This is a genomic window from Streptomyces europaeiscabiei (genome assembly GCF_036346855.1).
In the GTDB taxonomy this organism is placed as follows: domain Bacteria; phylum Actinomycetota; class Actinomycetes; order Streptomycetales; family Streptomycetaceae; genus Streptomyces; species Streptomyces europaeiscabiei.
Genome location: NZ_CP107841.1, coordinates 1,531,495 through 1,545,877, shown reverse-complemented (window position 1 = coordinate 1,545,877; position 14,383 = coordinate 1,531,495). Strand labels below are relative to the sequence as shown.

Annotated in this window: 9 protein-coding genes; 5 read left to right on the top strand and 4 right to left on the bottom strand. The window is 70.7% G+C overall.

The genetic code is table 11. From position 1 onward, the window contains the following. Window positions 1-144 precede the first annotated feature (144 nt). Together OG858_RS06430 and OG858_RS06425 are read left to right on the top strand one after the other, a co-directional pair. Window positions 145-2,310: a glycoside hydrolase family 127 protein gene (locus OG858_RS06430; protein ID WP_319068497.1), complete on the top strand. Its 2,166-nt coding sequence runs from the start codon at window positions 145-147 to the stop codon at window positions 2,308-2,310. 136 nt (window positions 2,311-2,446) lie between these two features. Next, window positions 2,447-4,120, top strand: a complete 1,674-nt coding sequence (locus OG858_RS06425; RefSeq protein ID WP_328545058.1) for a cellulase family glycosylhydrolase — start codon at window positions 2,447-2,449, stop codon at window positions 4,118-4,120. A gap of 52 nt (window positions 4,121-4,172) precedes the next feature. Here OG858_RS06425 and OG858_RS06420 read toward each other — a convergent pair whose 3' ends face one another. Beyond that, the gene (locus OG858_RS06420; RefSeq protein ID WP_328545353.1) at window positions 4,173-7,334 is read right to left on the bottom strand and encodes a glycoside hydrolase; all 3,162 of its coding nucleotides are present in this window, start codon (window positions 7,332-7,334) and stop codon (window positions 4,173-4,175) included. A 219-nt stretch (window positions 7,335-7,553) separates the two neighbouring features. Between OG858_RS06420 and OG858_RS06415 the strand changes: the two genes are divergently transcribed. The 3 genes from OG858_RS06415 to OG858_RS06405 all read left to right on the top strand — a co-directional run bounded on the left by OG858_RS06415 (window position 7,554) and on the right by OG858_RS06405 (window position 11,048). Then, complete coding sequence (locus tag OG858_RS06415; RefSeq protein ID WP_086748339.1) at window positions 7,554-8,546, top strand: pectate lyase family protein; 993 nt, start codon at window positions 7,554-7,556, stop codon at window positions 8,544-8,546. A gap of 58 nt (window positions 8,547-8,604) precedes the next feature. After that, on the top strand, window positions 8,605-9,207 hold the full coding sequence (locus OG858_RS06410) for a hypothetical protein (RefSeq protein ID WP_086748338.1): 603 nt from the start codon (window positions 8,605-8,607) through the stop codon (window positions 9,205-9,207). A 110-nt stretch (window positions 9,208-9,317) separates the two neighbouring features. Further along, window positions 9,318-11,048 carry a hypothetical protein gene (locus tag OG858_RS06405; protein WP_086748337.1) on the top strand — a complete coding sequence of 577 codons (1,731 nt, stop codon included), beginning with the start codon at window positions 9,318-9,320 and terminating at the stop codon, window positions 11,046-11,048. Window positions 11,049-11,116: 68 nt separating this feature from the next. On the opposite strand, the gene OG858_RS06400 is transcribed toward OG858_RS06405, so the two are convergent. From OG858_RS06400 to OG858_RS06390, 3 genes are all read right to left on the bottom strand, one after another. After that, on the bottom strand, window positions 11,117-11,758 hold the full coding sequence (locus OG858_RS06400) for a cutinase family protein (protein ID WP_319068492.1): 642 nt from the start codon (window positions 11,756-11,758) through the stop codon (window positions 11,117-11,119). Between the two features lie 151 nt (window positions 11,759-11,909). Next, the gene (locus OG858_RS06395; protein WP_086748335.1) at window positions 11,910-13,142 is read right to left on the bottom strand and encodes a helix-turn-helix domain-containing protein; all 1,233 of its coding nucleotides are present in this window, start codon (window positions 13,140-13,142) and stop codon (window positions 11,910-11,912) included. A gap of 122 nt (window positions 13,143-13,264) precedes the next feature. Beyond that, window positions 13,265-14,284: an alpha/beta hydrolase gene (locus OG858_RS06390; RefSeq protein ID WP_328545354.1), complete on the bottom strand. Its 1,020-nt coding sequence runs from the start codon at window positions 14,282-14,284 to the stop codon at window positions 13,265-13,267. Window positions 14,285-14,383: the final 99 nt, after the last annotated feature.

The window sequence follows — 14,383 nt, the reverse complement described above, 5'->3', positions numbered from 1 at the left end:
CACGATCACGTTAGCCCGATCCGCCCAGGGCACCGCGAGCCCGCAAGCGGACGATCACACGACCGAGCCAACTCGACCTTGTGCGCACTCCTTGGCGAACAGTTCCAACCCCCGCCGTACGACCGACGATCGGAGTCGAGAAGCATGTCCCAACCCCCCACCCGCCGAAGGCTGCTGACCCTGGCGGCCGGAGCGGCGGCCACCACCCCGCTCCTGCAGGCGACCTCGCTCGCGCACGCCGCCACGGCCGAGCAAGCCGCGCAGGCCCCCGCTGCCCAGGCCCCCGCCGCCCCGCAGCCCGTCCCCTCCACCTGGTCCGTACGCCCCTTCCCCCTGGACCAGGTCACCCTCGGAGACGGGGTGTTCAAGGCCAAGCGCGACCTGATGCTGGGCTATGCCCGGTCCTACCCGGCCGACCGCGTCCTGGCCGTCTTCCGCGCCAACGCCGGTCTCGACACGCGGGGCGCCCTGCCGCCCGGCGGCTGGGAGACCTCCGACGGCAATCTGCGCGGCCACTACGGCGGCCACTTCCTCACCCTCATCGCCCAGGCGTACGCGGACACCAGGGAGGCGGCCCTCAAGACCAAGCTGGACCACATGGTCGGCGCACTGGGGGAGTGCCAGACGGCGCTGGCGGAGCGCGGTACGCCGCGGCCGAGTCACCCCGGCTTTCTGGCGGCTTACCCGGAGACGCAGTTCATCCTGCTGGAGAGCTACACGACGTACCCGACCATCTGGGCGCCGTACTACACCTGCCACAAGATCATGCGGGGACTCCTCGACGCGCACACCCTGGCCGGGAACGCGCAGGCCCTGGCCATCGCCTCGAAGATGGGCGACTGGGTGCACAGCAGACTCGGCGGGCTGCCCAAGGCGCAGCTGGAGCGCATGTGGTCCATCTACATCGCCGGTGAGTACGGCGGCATGAACGAGGTGATGGCCGATCTCCACGCCCTCACCGGCAAGGCGGAACACCTCGCCGCCGCCCGCTGCTTCGACAACACCGCGCTGCTGGACGCCTGTGCCCAGGACCGGGACATCCTCGACGGGCGGCACGCCAACCAGCACATCCCGCAGTTCACCGGATATCTGCGACTGTTCGACGAGACGGGGGAGGAGCGGTACGCCGAGGCCGCGCGGAACTTCTGGGGCATGGTCGCCGGGCCCCGGACGTACAGTCTGGGCGGTACGGGGCAGGGCGAGATGTTCAAGGCGCGGGGCGCCATCGCGGCCACGCTGGACGACAAGAACGCCGAGACCTGCGCGACGTACAACATGCTGAAGCTCAGCCGGCAGCTGTTCTTCCGGGAGCCCGACGCGGCCCGTATGGACTACTACGAGCGGGGTCTGACCAACCACATCCTTGCCTCCCGCCGGGACGCGGCGAGCACGGGCAGCCCGGAGGTCACCTACTTCGTCGGGATGGGCCCGGGGGTTGTGCGCGAGTACGGCAACACCGGCACCTGCTGCGGCGGCACCGGTATGGAGAACCACACCAAGTACCAGGACTCGGTGTACTTCCGCTCCGCCGACGGCGACGCGCTGTATGTGAACCTGTATCTCGCCTCGACCCTGCGGTGGCCGGAGCGGGGTCTTGTCATCGAACAGGCGAGCGCCTATCCGGCCGAGGGGGTCCGCACCCTGACGTTCCGGGAGGGCGGGGGCACGTTCGACCTGAGGCTGCGGGTGCCGTCCTGGGCCACGGGCGGCTTCACCGTCACGGTCAACGGGGTCCGGCAACGGGTCGAGGCCGTGCCCGGGTCGTATCTCACGCTGAGCCGGAACTGGCGGCGCGGCGACCGGGTCGGAATCTCCGCGCCGTACCGGCTGCGGGTGGAGCGGGCCCTGGACGATCCCACGGTCCAGTCGGTGTTCTTCGGTCCGCTGCTGCTGGTCGCGCGGAGCCAGGAGGCCGGGTTCCGGAGCTTCTCCTTCTACAAGGACTTCACCCTGCGCGGCGATCTCGCGGACGCGGTCCGCCCCGGGGGCAGGCCGCTGCACTTCACCACGCACGGGCTGACCCTCGCACCGTTCTTCGTCGGCGACGACGTCCGCTACCACGCCTACTTCAGGCGCTCCGAGCCCGTCGTCGTGTTCGGCACGGCGCACTCGGGCGTCCCGAACCGTACGCGTGGCGACGGTCTGACCTTCCTCGACGTGCTCTGGGCACAGGCGCCGTTCCCCACCTCCGAGGCGTTCGTGCGTGCGGTGCGTGCCCTCGCCGACGGGTGGGTGTCAGAGGGCCGGCTCACCGGCGCGGAGCGGGAAGCGGTCGTCGCCGCGGCGGTCCGGGCGGGCCTGAGGGGCTGAGCACGCCCGAAGGGTTGACGTGCACCGGACGAGATGGGTTCATGGGAGCGCTCCCATGCCATCCCCGGACCTCCCAAGCCATCCCCGGACCTTTGATGCCTGAAATTCTCGGCGCCCACCCCCACCTGGAGTCGCAATGAGAACTGGAAGAAGCACGCAGCGAAGAAACCCCCTGAGCGCCCTTCTGGCCGGACTCGCGGGCCTGATCGGCCTCACGCTCCTCGGAGTGCTCGCCCCGGCCGTCGCCCTGGCCCAGTCGGCGCCCGACGTCCGGGCCACCGGCCTGCACATCAGCGACGGCCGGTTGCTGGAGGGCAACGGCAACGATTTCGTGATGCGCGGCGTCAACCACGCCCACACCTGGTACCCGGGCGAGACGCAGTCGCTGGCCGACATCAAGGCGCTGGGCGCCAACACCGTCCGCGTCGTCCTGTCCGACGGACACCGCTGGACCAGGAACAGCCCCGCCGACGTGGCGAACGTCGTCGCCCAGTGCAAGGCCAACCGGCTCATCTGCGTCCTGGAGGTGCACGACACCACCGGATACGGCGAGGAGGCCGCGGCCGGCACGCTCGACCACGCGGCCGACTACTGGATCAGCCTCAAGGGCGTCCTCGCCGGCGAGGAGAACTACGTCATCGTCAACATCGGCAACGAGCCCTGGGGCAACACCAACCCGGCGGGCTGGACCGCCCCCACCATCGCCGCCGTGCAGAAACTGCGGGCCGCCGGCTTCGAGCACACGATCATGGTGGACGCGCCCAACTGGGGCCAGGACTGGCAGGGCGTCATGCGCGCCAACGCCCAGTCCGTGTACGACGCCGACACCACCGGCAACCTGATCTTCTCGATCCACATGTACAGCGTCTTCGACACCGCCGCCGAGATCACCGACTACCTGGGCGCCTTCGTGGACGCCGGACTGCCCCTCCTCATCGGCGAGTTCGGCGGGCCCGCCGACCAGTGGGGCGATCCGGACGAGGACACCATGATGGCCACCGCCGAGGAGCTGGACCTCGGCTACCTGGCCTGGTCCTGGAGCGGCAACACCGACCCGGTGCTCGACCTGTCGATCGGCTTCGACCCCACGCAGCTCAGCGCCTGGGGCCAGCGCATCTTCAACGGCGCCGACGGCATCGCGCAGACGGCGAAGGAAGCCACGGTCTTCGGCGGCGGCACCCCGGGCGACACCCAGGCGCCGACCACCCCGGGCACCCCGACCGCCTCCGCGGTGACGGCGACCTCCGCCACGCTCTCCTGGACCGCCGCCACGGACAACGTCGGCGTCACCGGCTACGACATCGTCCGGGTGAGCGGCTCCACCGAGACCAAGCTCGCCGCCTCCACCACCCACTCCGTCACCCTGACCGGCCTCACCGCCGACACGGCGTACACCTTGGCCGTCTACGCCCGTGACGCCGCCGGGAACCGGTCGAACCGGTCGGGCACGGTGAACGTGACGACGGACGAGGGCGGCGGCACACCCGCCGGGAACTGCTCCGTGACGTACCGGGCCACCAACGAGTGGCCCGGCGGCTTCCAGGGCGAGATCGTCATCCGCAACACCGGCGCCACCGCCGTCAGCGGCTGGACGCTGGCCTTCACCTTCGCCAACGGTCAGACGATCACCAACATGTGGGGCGGGACCGCCACGCAGAGCGGTGGCGCGGTGAGCGTGAAGCCCGTCTCCTACACCTCCACCATCCCGGCCGCGGGCTCCGTGACGGCCGGGTTCATCGGCAGCAAGGGCGCCACGAACACCGCACCGACGAGCTTCACGCTCAACGGGGCGGCCTGCACGAGCACCTGACCCGGGACGCGCGCCGGCCGGCGGGGACCGTCACCGGTCCCCGCCGGTCGCTTCAGCCTCGCACCAGCTCGATCCGGTACTTCCGGGTCTGCGAACCGTCCTCGCTGCGCACGGTGACGACGGCCGAGATCCGGCCGGAACCGTCGGCCTCGTCGTCACGGTCCACGGTGACGGTCGCGTACGGGTCGCGCGCCGTCGCCGTGACCTCCGCTCGGGCCGGGTCGTCGGTGACGACCCGGTAGGCGGTGGTGTCGGGGTCGAAGGAGCCGATCGGCTTGCCGGCCACCTCGACGGAGGAGGCGGCGGCGTCCGAGGAGACGCCCGGTGTCTTGGCGTACACCTCGATCTCACCCATGGTGATGTAGCCGCCCTGACGCGCGGTCATGACCACGCGCACTCCGGTCACCGGGCCCGCGTCGAGCGGGACGTCGATCACCGGTGTGCCCTCCGTGCCGACCGCGACGGAACCGCCCGCGTCGGTCCACGGACCGTTCGCGGTGGCCTGGACCTGCACCTTCAGGCTCTGGGGGAAGGAGACGTTGGTCCCGTCCCGGTGGAAGTGGGCGACGATCCGGTTGAGGTCGCGGGCCTTCGGGAGGCCGAAGGTGATCGTGTCGGACGGGTTCTTGGTGCCCGACTTCCAGTTGGACCAGGCCTTCTCGGCGGTGTTGCCGTTGCGCAGCCGCTCGGCGGAGTAACCGCTCTCGGTGAAGGTGGCGGCGACGGAGACGCCCGTGTCGGGCGCGATGTTGGTCTCCGCGGCTTCGGTGACCTGGACGCGTACGGTCGCGTCGACCGTGGAGCCGTCGACCACCTCCGCCGTACCGGACAGGGTCACGACGCCGGTCTTGTCGAACGCCCCGTCGGGTGCCGCGTCCCAGGTCACCGGGAGGCTGGTCCGGCCGCCGTGCCGGCCGATGCCGACCACCGTCGTCGGGAGTGCGGGCTCGCCGCCCTCGTAGGTCTTGGCGCGGCCCGGGGCGGTCGAGGTGATCGTGTCGACGGTGACGAGGGCCTCCGCGGGGATCTTCCGGCCGAGGACATCGGTCGCCTCACCCTTGACGCGTACGGTCCCGGGCTTGCGCCACTTACGGTCCGCCGGCAGGTTCCATTCCACGGGCAGGGAGCCACGGGCACCGTCCGGGAACACCGGAGTCACCGTCTCCGGAAGCTTCGGCCGCACATCCGGGACGGTGAACGCCTCGGCCGGCTCGGTGCTCTGCACGGTCTCGTCCCGCACCGCCCAGAGCTGGTTGTTCGCCGAGGTCGGGGTGTACGTCGACACCTTGGCGCCGTCCGCCGACGACTGCCCGGTGACGTCGAGGAGACGGCCGGTGGCGGCGTTCACGAACGTCCAACTGCCGTCGCCGGTGGTCGACATGACCCACTGCGCGGCCGCCGGGACCTCGCCGTCGGCCGGGTCGTCGAGGACGGCCTGGTTGTCGCGCACGGCGAGCCGCTTGCCGGTGCCCGCGTTGGTCAGGGCGTAGCGCTCGCGGTTGTCGGTGCCGGGGGTCAGCTGCTTCACCGCCCACAACTGCCGCACGCTCGCGGCGTCGTTCGTGCGCAGGACGACGCCGGTGCCGTCCTCCGACGGGGTGAGCGACTTGCCGCTCTGCGTGCCCTGGAGGCGGTAGACGTGGTCGGGCTGGACGAGGGAGGCGTCCTTCGCCGCACCGCGGACGCCCTCGACCAGGAACGTGGTGACGGACTTGGCGGGGACGTCGAGGGTGGCCGAGAGGTCGGTCACCGGGACCGGGGTGCCCTTGACGAGGGCGCCGTCGGCGCTCGTCACGACGGGGGTGACGGTGGCGTCGGAGGCGACCTTGCGAAAGCGCGAGAGGTCGAGGGTGACGGAACGGGCGGTGGTACCGCTGTTCACATGGACCACGGTGGCCGAACGGCCGGACTTCCTGACGGCGGCGACGCTGGACGGGTCGTCGACCTTCACGAAGTGGTCGCCGGGGCGGATGTGGTGGGTGAAGTTCCGGATGGTGTGGAACTTGGAGTTGGCCCGGATCGGGCAGGTCTCCAGGGTGTCCGTGGCCGTGCAGTTGAACGGGACGTGGATGCTGCCCCAGTTCTTGCCCGCCGCGGCCTGCGGAATGGAGTCCTCGACGGGCTGCCAGAACACCCAGGCGGAGGGCTCCAGTTCACGCATGTCGTCCACCATGCGGGTGGCGATGCCGAGGCCCGGCTCCATGCTCGTGAAGTCGCTGCCGGTGCCCCAGGTGCCCTCGACCTCGCTCATCCAGAGCTTCTTGTCCGCGCCCTTGGCGATGTCACGCGCGCTGGTGCGCATGCCGGTGCCGTAGGTGTGCACGTTCAGCTGGGGGACGGCCGCCCGCGCGGCGGCGTCGTACGCGTTCCAGTTCTGGGTGAAGATCGTGGGGTTGGTCTCGTCCATCGCCGAGATCTCGGCGTCGGTCGCGGCTCCCTGGAGCGCCTTGTCGAGCGCGAGAAGAACCTTCTGCTGGAGCGCCGGGCCCGCGTGCGCGCCTTCCTGACGGCCGCCGGTGGGCTGGCCGTTGGCACCGATCTGGGTGCCCCAGTAGTTGGTGTTGGGCTCGTTCAGCGGGGCGATGGTGTCGAAGTCGATGCCGTGCCGCTTCTCCATCTCCTCGGTCACACGCACCAGATAGGCGGCGAACTCGTCGACGCGGTCCGCTCGGATCTGGTCGGTGTTCGCGTCGAAACCGCCGGAGACATAGCCGTTGACGGTCTGGAACCAGGGCGGTGAGTTGCTGAACGCCTCCCACTTGGTGATCTTGTCCTTGACCTGGTCCACCCACCAGCGTTGGCCGGAGTCGGCGTCCCAGTCCCAGTGGTCCGGGTTCTCGGGGTCCCACCACTCCATGTCCTGCCGGGTGGTGCCCTCGGGGGCCTTCCAGAAGCCGTCCATCGTCGCGCCGGCCTTCATGTAGTCCTTGCGGACGTCCGGGGCGTTGCCGCCGCCGATGTTGTAGCGCGCGATATTGAGATTGAGCCCGTCCTCACCGAACAGCATGTCGACGAGCCGTCTTCGGATGGGCTCCGGGTAGTTGCCCGTGGCGTTGGCGAACCAGACGAGGCTCGTGCCCCAACCCTCGAACTCCTGCTGCTGGTACGACGGGTCGATCCGTACGGTGACGGCGTTCTGCGCCGCCGAGACCGTCGCGTCCGCGGTTGCCGGCGGGGCGGACATCAGGCCGGCGCCGAGCACCAGGGGGACCATGGGCGCCAATGCCCTGACGATGCGATGTCGTGGGGTCACGACACTCCCTTCCACAACACGAGACGAACGCGATTCCGTTGACATGGCCAAAACACGTGCTTAGCATTCAGGAAACTGAAAGCGCTTTCTAGTCCTTGTGCGCATGGATTCGCACGACGGATTCGCACGACCGATCGGCACGGCCCAGGAACGTCCCCCACTCGTCCCGGGAGAGACCACATGAGGTCGTTACGTACAGTCCCCGCGCTCACGCTCGCCCTGCTGCTCGGCGCGACCGCGCCCGTCGAGGCGGATACCGTCGCCGGCACGGAAGCGGCACCCCGGGCGGAGACGTCCCCCACCGGTTTCGCCGCCGTCGACGCGCTCGGGCAGAACGGCACCACCGGGGGAGCGGGTGGCGCGACCGTGACCGCCACCACCACCGAGCAGTTCCTGGAGTACATCGACACGGTGGGCCCGCTCGTCATCCGGGTGCAGGGCACCGTCGACATCACCAGCAAGCAGGGCGTCCGGCCCCACAAGACGATCGTCGGCGTCGGCTCCTCGGCCGTCGTCAACGGCGGCGGGCTGGACTTCTACCGCTCGTACAACGTCATCGTGCGGAACATCAGGTTCACGGGCGCCGAGGACGACGCCGTCAACGTCGGCCAGGGGTCCCACCACATCTGGATCGACCACAACGAGTTCGTGGCGCCCCTCGACGGGGCCGTCGACGTCGTGCGCGGCGCCGAGTACGTCACCGTGTCCTGGAACTGGTTCAACAAGACCGACAAGAGCATGCTGCTCGGCCACTCCGACGGCAACGGCAGCCAGGACGCGGGGAAGTTGAAGGTCTCGATCCACCACAACTTCTTCGACGGCTCACGGCAACGGCACCCTCGGGTCCGCTTCGGCGAACCGGTGCACGTCTACAACAACTACTACAAGGGGAACGCCGTCTACGGCGTCGCCTCGACCATGAACGCGGGCGTCGTGGTCGAGGGCAACCACTTCGAGGGGGTCCCCAACCCGTGCTACTCCGCGAGTGGTTACGACGCCTCCGGGCCGGGCCGGCTGGTCCAGCGGAACAACCACTTCGCAGGGTCCGGCACCTGCGAGACCAACGGCACGGTGACCGAGCCGCGCACCTACTACTCCTACACGCTGGACCCCGCCGCGAACGTCCCGGCCCTCGTACGGGCCGGGGCAGGCACCGGAAGGATCGGTGCCTGAGCATCCCCCACACCCCCCACACCCCCCACACCCCCCACGAAACGCAGGAGAGACCCCGATGAACTCACCGCGCAAGAAGGTGGTCGTGGCCGCGCTGGCGGCCGCGTTGCTCGCCGGACCCGGTGTCGCGCACGCCGCACCGCAGGCCGCGCCCGTACCCCGGGAGCAGGCCGCGGCGGCCACCATCACGTGGACCCTCGTACGGGCGAGCAACCCGACGCAGGACCAGCAGACGGCGTACAACCTCATCACATCGGCCATGAACGCCGCGATCGCCCGGTACAACAACCTCAGCGACCTGGGGAAGAACATCACCGTCCGCTACGAGCCCGGCGTCCCCACCGCCGACGGGAACATCAACGGGACCATCCGCTTCGGCAGCAACCGCAGCTACATGAACGAGCGGACCGCGCTGCACGAGATCGCGCACACCATAGGCGTGGGCACCAGTTCGGGCTGGTCGCGACTGGGCGGCAGCGGTACGTGGACCGGTGCGCGGGCCACGGCGCTCGTCCGGCAGTACGACGGGTCGAGCGCGAAGATCTCCACCGGCGGTGGCCACTTCTGGCCGTACGGACTGAACTACGACAACGAGTTCTCCGGCACGGCGGCCGACCGGCACGTCCGGATCGTCGCCGCGATGGTGAGCGACGGGCTGTAACCATGGCTGTGGAACAGTGAGTTGGAGCCTGGTGACAAAGGTGCCGACGGTAGCTGCGTTGTTGTGAGCATGGGGCGGTGGGGCCGTTGTCGCGGTCCTACCGTCCCCACATGAACACGAGTCGCAGGAAAGGGAAGACCCTCAGGGCGCTGAGAGGTGTCGCGCCGGCGGTGCTGCTGACCGTCGGGGCGCTGGCCGGGGCCGCCCCGGACGCCCGGGGCGGGGAGGCGCGGACCGAGACCGCCGTGGCGTCGACGAGCCCGGTCGGCGGGGTGACCGAGACGGTGGTGCGGGTGAGGGCGCCACTGCCGGCGTCCTTCGGGGCGCGGCCGGCGGCGTGCGACTGGCTGTCGTACCTGCGCTACCGGTCCGCCGACGGGCCGGCGGCCTCGGCCGACGCCGACCGGATCCTCGTCGCCCAGCCGGGCATCCTCGAAGGCGCCGGAGCCTTCGACAGCGTTGCCCGCAACACCGTCGCCCGCGCCGCCGCACAGGGCCGGCACATCGAGTTCTGGGCCCTGGACCGGCGCTCCAACTGCCTGGAGGACCGCACCGGGGTGGCCTCCGGCGACCAGCACACGGCCGTCGACTACTACTACCGTGACAAGCAGGTCGCGGGCCGCACCTTCGACGGGTTCGTCGGCAACGCGGACCTGGGCTGGATGGCGAGGCTCGGCATCGAGCGAACCGTCCGCGACCAGTACGACCTGCTCACCGCCGAGCTGCCCGACCAGCGGGTGCGCAAGGAGAAGGTGCTGTGCGGCGGGCACTCCCTGGGCGGTGTCATCACCGGGTACTTCGCGACCGCCGACTTCGACGGCGACCGGTCCACCACGGCGGACGCCGGGTACAACCAGTGCGCCGGCCACTTCGCCCTCGACACCACCGTCTCCACCTCGCTCGCCGATCTGAGCGGCAGCATCCCGGACGACACCAACCTGCCCGACGTGGGCCTCGGTCACGGCGCCGTGCAGGCCGGGCTCGACAGCGGACTGCTGCCGCGCTCGCTGTCCGCGCCGGTGCTCCTCAACCCCGAGATGATGACTCTGCTGGCCATCGCCGGCCTGGGCGCGCTGCAGGACCCGGACGGCGAGGCCACCCTGCCGGACCATCTGCCCCGCAACACCAACATCGAGGTCAGCAACCGCTTCCTGTTCTCCGAGGACACTGCCACCTTCCTGTCCGGCTCACCGGCGGTGAGGGACTTCCGGCTCACCAACGAGGCGATCCTCGGCGCGCTGATGGACGACCACTCCGTACCGCTTGCGTTTCTGCAGAGCAGCGTGGGCTTCTTCGATGGCGGGCCGGTCGTCGACAAGAACTTCCCCGTCGCCAACGGGGGCGAGGAGCAACCGGCGCTGTTCGGCAGTGAGTACAAGGCCATCCCCGACCGGCCGGGCGGCCCGCTCTACACCTGGCGGAACTACGACCGCGTGGGCGATGCCGACGACCCCGGGTACCGGTCGGCCGACGGGACCCCGTTCACCGACGCGGGCAAGGAGGTCACCGACATCCAGGAGCTGGCCCGCAGCATGGCCCAGCAGCCGCTGGACTTCACCGAGCAGTATTTCCCGACCAAGCTGGTCACCGACCTCCAACTGGCCACGTCACCCCAGGTGAAGCGGCTCGTCGTCCACCCGGCGGGGCTCACCGCCAACCCGACGCTCACCGTGCTCGCGGGCGACGGGCTGCTGGCGGGCCGGGTCCCGGCCGATCTCGACCCCGTGGTCGCCGACGGCTACCAGCACCTGGACGTACTGACCGCCGCGCCCACCCAGAACAACGGCCGTCCCGAGCCGGTCTCCACGAGCCTGACCGGGTTCGCGCGGGACCCCGAGTAGCCATCGCCCCCATGGAAGAAGGGCCCGGGAGGATCTCCCGGGCCCTTCGCCCTGGTGCGTGCGTGGGGTCAGACCTTGGTCGCGGCGAAGGCAGCCGCCGCATCGGCGTTCGCGCGGTAGCCGAGGTGGGCGCCCACGTCCCCGCCGCCGTTCTCGCAGACGGGGTCACCGGCCGCGCAGAAGTCGATGGTGCGGCTCTGATAGGTGCCGGTGACGCTCTTGCCGATGGCCCGGATGGGGTTGCCGAACAGCAGCACCGCAAAGACCCGGGGTTCGAGCGCGGCGGGGATGGTGGCCACGATGGGGCTGCCGACCACCGCGCCGGCACTGCTGATGCCGATGGAGTTGTCGACGACGTTCGCGCCCTGTGAATAGCCGACGAGAATGAAACGCTGGTTCGGACAGGAGGCGGCCTGGCTCCTGACATGGTTCACCAGATCCGTGTTGCCCTGTGCGGCCGAGGTGAGAGAAAGGTCCGCGGGGTAGTTCACCTTGTAGCTGGACAGGGATTTGCCCGCGATTTTCTTCTGCAGCGCGGAATACACGGGGTCGCCGACGATGAAGCCGAGCGTGCCCGGCTCGAACGTGCCGCGAGCCGCGACGACGTCGATGTCCGTGCAGGCCGCGGCCGTGGCCGTGGGTGCCGAGACGGTGGCCAGTCCGGCCCCGCCGGCCAGCGAGAGGGCGGCGAGGCACAAGCGGATACGCATGGGGATCCTTTGAGGGTGGGGCGCGGAGTGCGCCTGTGGAAAGGACGTCCCGAAGGTATTCGCTTGGCCGGACCCAGTGTTATGGACGGGAATTCAGAATTCACCCTCGTTTTTGTTCCGAAGTGAGTCCGCCCGAGGCGAGTCGGTATTCTTATGAGGTGAACGTGTCATCGTCCCGCAATGCCTCCGCGCGCAGGGCGAGGATGAGGTCCAGACGCGCGCCGGGGTCGTGCAGGGCGTCGCCGAAGAGCTTCTCCAGCTGGCGCAGGCGGTAGCGGACCGTCTGCGGGTGGATGTGGAGGCGGGCGGCGACCTCGGGCACGTTGCTGCCGCCGAGCAGCCACGCCAGGAGGGTTTCGGCGAGCCGGCCGCGCGGCCCCTCCGCGACCGTGTCCAGCGGGGCCAGCACTTGTGTCCGGAGCTGGGCGAGCATCGGTTCGTCGCTGTGCAGCAGCAGCGTCGACAGATGGTCGGCGCAGCGCACCACGCCCTGCCGGGGCAGGATGCCGCGCCCCATCAGCCCGAGCGCACGGGTGGCCCAGCGCAGCGAACTGGCGGCCTCCGTGAGCGGAACCGAAGGCCCGATCGCCGCCGGCCGCCCCCGCAGCGCGAGCGTGAACGCCCGGCCGCCGAAGCCGCCCGAGCCGTCCGGGTCGGGCACGAGCATCCGTGGTGGCCGGGACTCCATATCCACCAGCGCCCCGGCGGCGGCCAACGGCCGCTCCTCCCGCCGGTCGGGCGAGGCCGCGAGGACGACGACCGCGACGTGCGTCGGCACGGACCACTGGGCGCCGTGCGCCAGGTCACGCACCGCCTCCGGCAACACCGGCCTTTCGCCCAGCAACAGGGCGAGCAGCCGCCCCCGGCGCCGTTCCAGCTCGTCCGTGCTGCGCAGCCGGCCCTCCGCGTACCCCGCCGCCGCGGCTTCGGCCACCTCGTGCACCGTCCGGAACGCCAGTTCACCCAGCCCGGCCATGACCGAGGAGTCCAACCCGAGTTCCTCCGTCGTGCGGCCCAGCAGCCGCCAGGCGTGCAGCCCCCCGACCCGCAGCGCGGACTGCAGCGTTTCGAGGCTGTGGCCCTCCAGCGCCTCGCCACGCCCCAGCTCGTGGTAGATCGCGGTGATCGAGTCTCCCCGGCCGCGTGGATCGGCGATGTGGTCGACGAACAGGGTGAGCGCCTGCACGACCCCCGATCTGAGCAGTGCGCGGCTCGCTCCGTCAACCGACCGGGAGGCGTATTCCGGGACCTGTCTGCACACCTCCTCCTCCACCTGGTCGGCGACCTCCTCCAACTGGTCGCGCAGCAGTTTGGCCAGTTCGGGCGGTACCGGGGCGGCGTCGGGGCCGTCCGGTACACCGTGCGGCGGGGTGGGGGCAGCCAAGGCGGACCCTCCTTTCACCCGGAAGCGGCTCACCCGCGGGCCGGTGCCCGTGGGGCGAGGGGTCAGTCCTGGGTTGGACGGACGTCCCCTGCGCTCCGTTCCGTGCCCCGACGGCACCGGCCTCACGCCGGCACCCCCAGCGCACCGGCGAGCACCGGCCACGACGCCGCGAACTCCCGCTTCCAGTAGGCCCAGCCGTGCCCTCCGCCGGCGTAGAAGTGTGTGGTCACCGGGACCCGCAACAGGGCTAGCGTGTCCGTGAACGCGTGGGCGGACGGCCACAGCACGCTCTCCAGCGCCTCGGGAAGCCAGTCGCCGATGCCGCCGACAACTCCGCTGCCGCTCGACACGTACAGGGAGGTGCCGCGCAGCCCCGCCGCCCGGGAGCGCGGGTTGAAGTCCCGCCAGGTGAGCAGGTTCAGGATCGGGTTGCCCCACAGTGACAGGGGCGCCAGGTTCTCGCGGGCCACGATGGCGTCCATCAGGGTCGGCACCCCGGGTGCCGTCGTGTCGAGGATGCCGCTGTACGAGGCCGCCGCCCTGAACGTCCCCGGGTGACGTGCCGCGTGCGCCATCGCCCCGTAGCCGCCGGTGGAGACCCCGGCGACCGCCCGGACCCCGGACGCCCGGTAGTCGCGGGCGAGCAGCGCCGGGACCTCGCCCACCTGGAACGTCTCGTAGTCCGGGCCGCCCCGCCAGGCGGTGGGGATGCCGGTCGGGCCCGCGTCCGGCATCGCCACGATCAGCTCCCGGCCCGCCGTGAACGCCTCGATGTCCGTCTCCCGGGTCCATGACGTGTAGTCGTCGTGGGCGCCGTGGAGCAGATACAGCACGGGGTACGTCCGGGCGGGCCGCGCGTCGAACGAGGAGGGGAGGATCAGCCGGACCGTGGCGTTCCGGCCCAGGGCGGCGGAGGGGAGGGAGACGTCGACGGTACGGGGGCCGAGGCGGGTGACGGACCGGGCGGTGGGGATGGTCGGGGTGGTGGCTGCGGCGGCGGCCCGGCCTGCGCCGGCGCGGCTGGTGGTCCGGCTGGAGGTGGTCCGGCGGGTGGTTGCCCCGGCCGTGCCGGTGGTCGCGGCGCCGAAGAGGGCGGCCACGGCGGTGGTGGCGGCCGCCCTGGTGACGGAGCGTCGGGACACTCCGGTGGTACGGCCAAGGCGGTCGGTGAGGTCGGTGTGGTCGGCGGGGGCAGTGAGGTCGTTGTGGTCGGTACGGTCGGTGTGACGGTCGGTGTGGTC

Bases quoted from the DNA above. Each gene is read 5' to 3' on its own strand.
- OG858_RS06405 (WP_086748337.1), top strand. From the start codon at position 9,318: ATGAACACGAGTCGCAGGAAAGGGAAGACCCTCAGGGCGCTGAGAGGT.
- OG858_RS06425 (WP_328545058.1), top strand. From the start codon at position 2,447: ATGAGAACTGGAAGAAGCACGCAGCGAAGAAACCCCCTGAGCGCCCTT.
- OG858_RS06410 (WP_086748338.1), top strand. From the start codon at position 8,605: ATGAACTCACCGCGCAAGAAGGTGGTCGTGGCCGCGCTGGCGGCCGCG.
- OG858_RS06430 (WP_319068497.1), top strand. From the start codon at position 145: ATGTCCCAACCCCCCACCCGCCGAAGGCTGCTGACCCTGGCGGCCGGA.
- OG858_RS06415 (WP_086748339.1), top strand. From the start codon at position 7,554: ATGAGGTCGTTACGTACAGTCCCCGCGCTCACGCTCGCCCTGCTGCTC.
- OG858_RS06420 (WP_328545353.1), bottom strand. From the start codon at position 7,334: ATGGTCCCCCTGGTGCTCGGCGCCGGCCTGATGTCCGCCCCGCCGGCA.
- OG858_RS06400 (WP_319068492.1), bottom strand. From the start codon at position 11,758: ATGCGTATCCGCTTGTGCCTCGCCGCCCTCTCGCTGGCCGGCGGGGCC.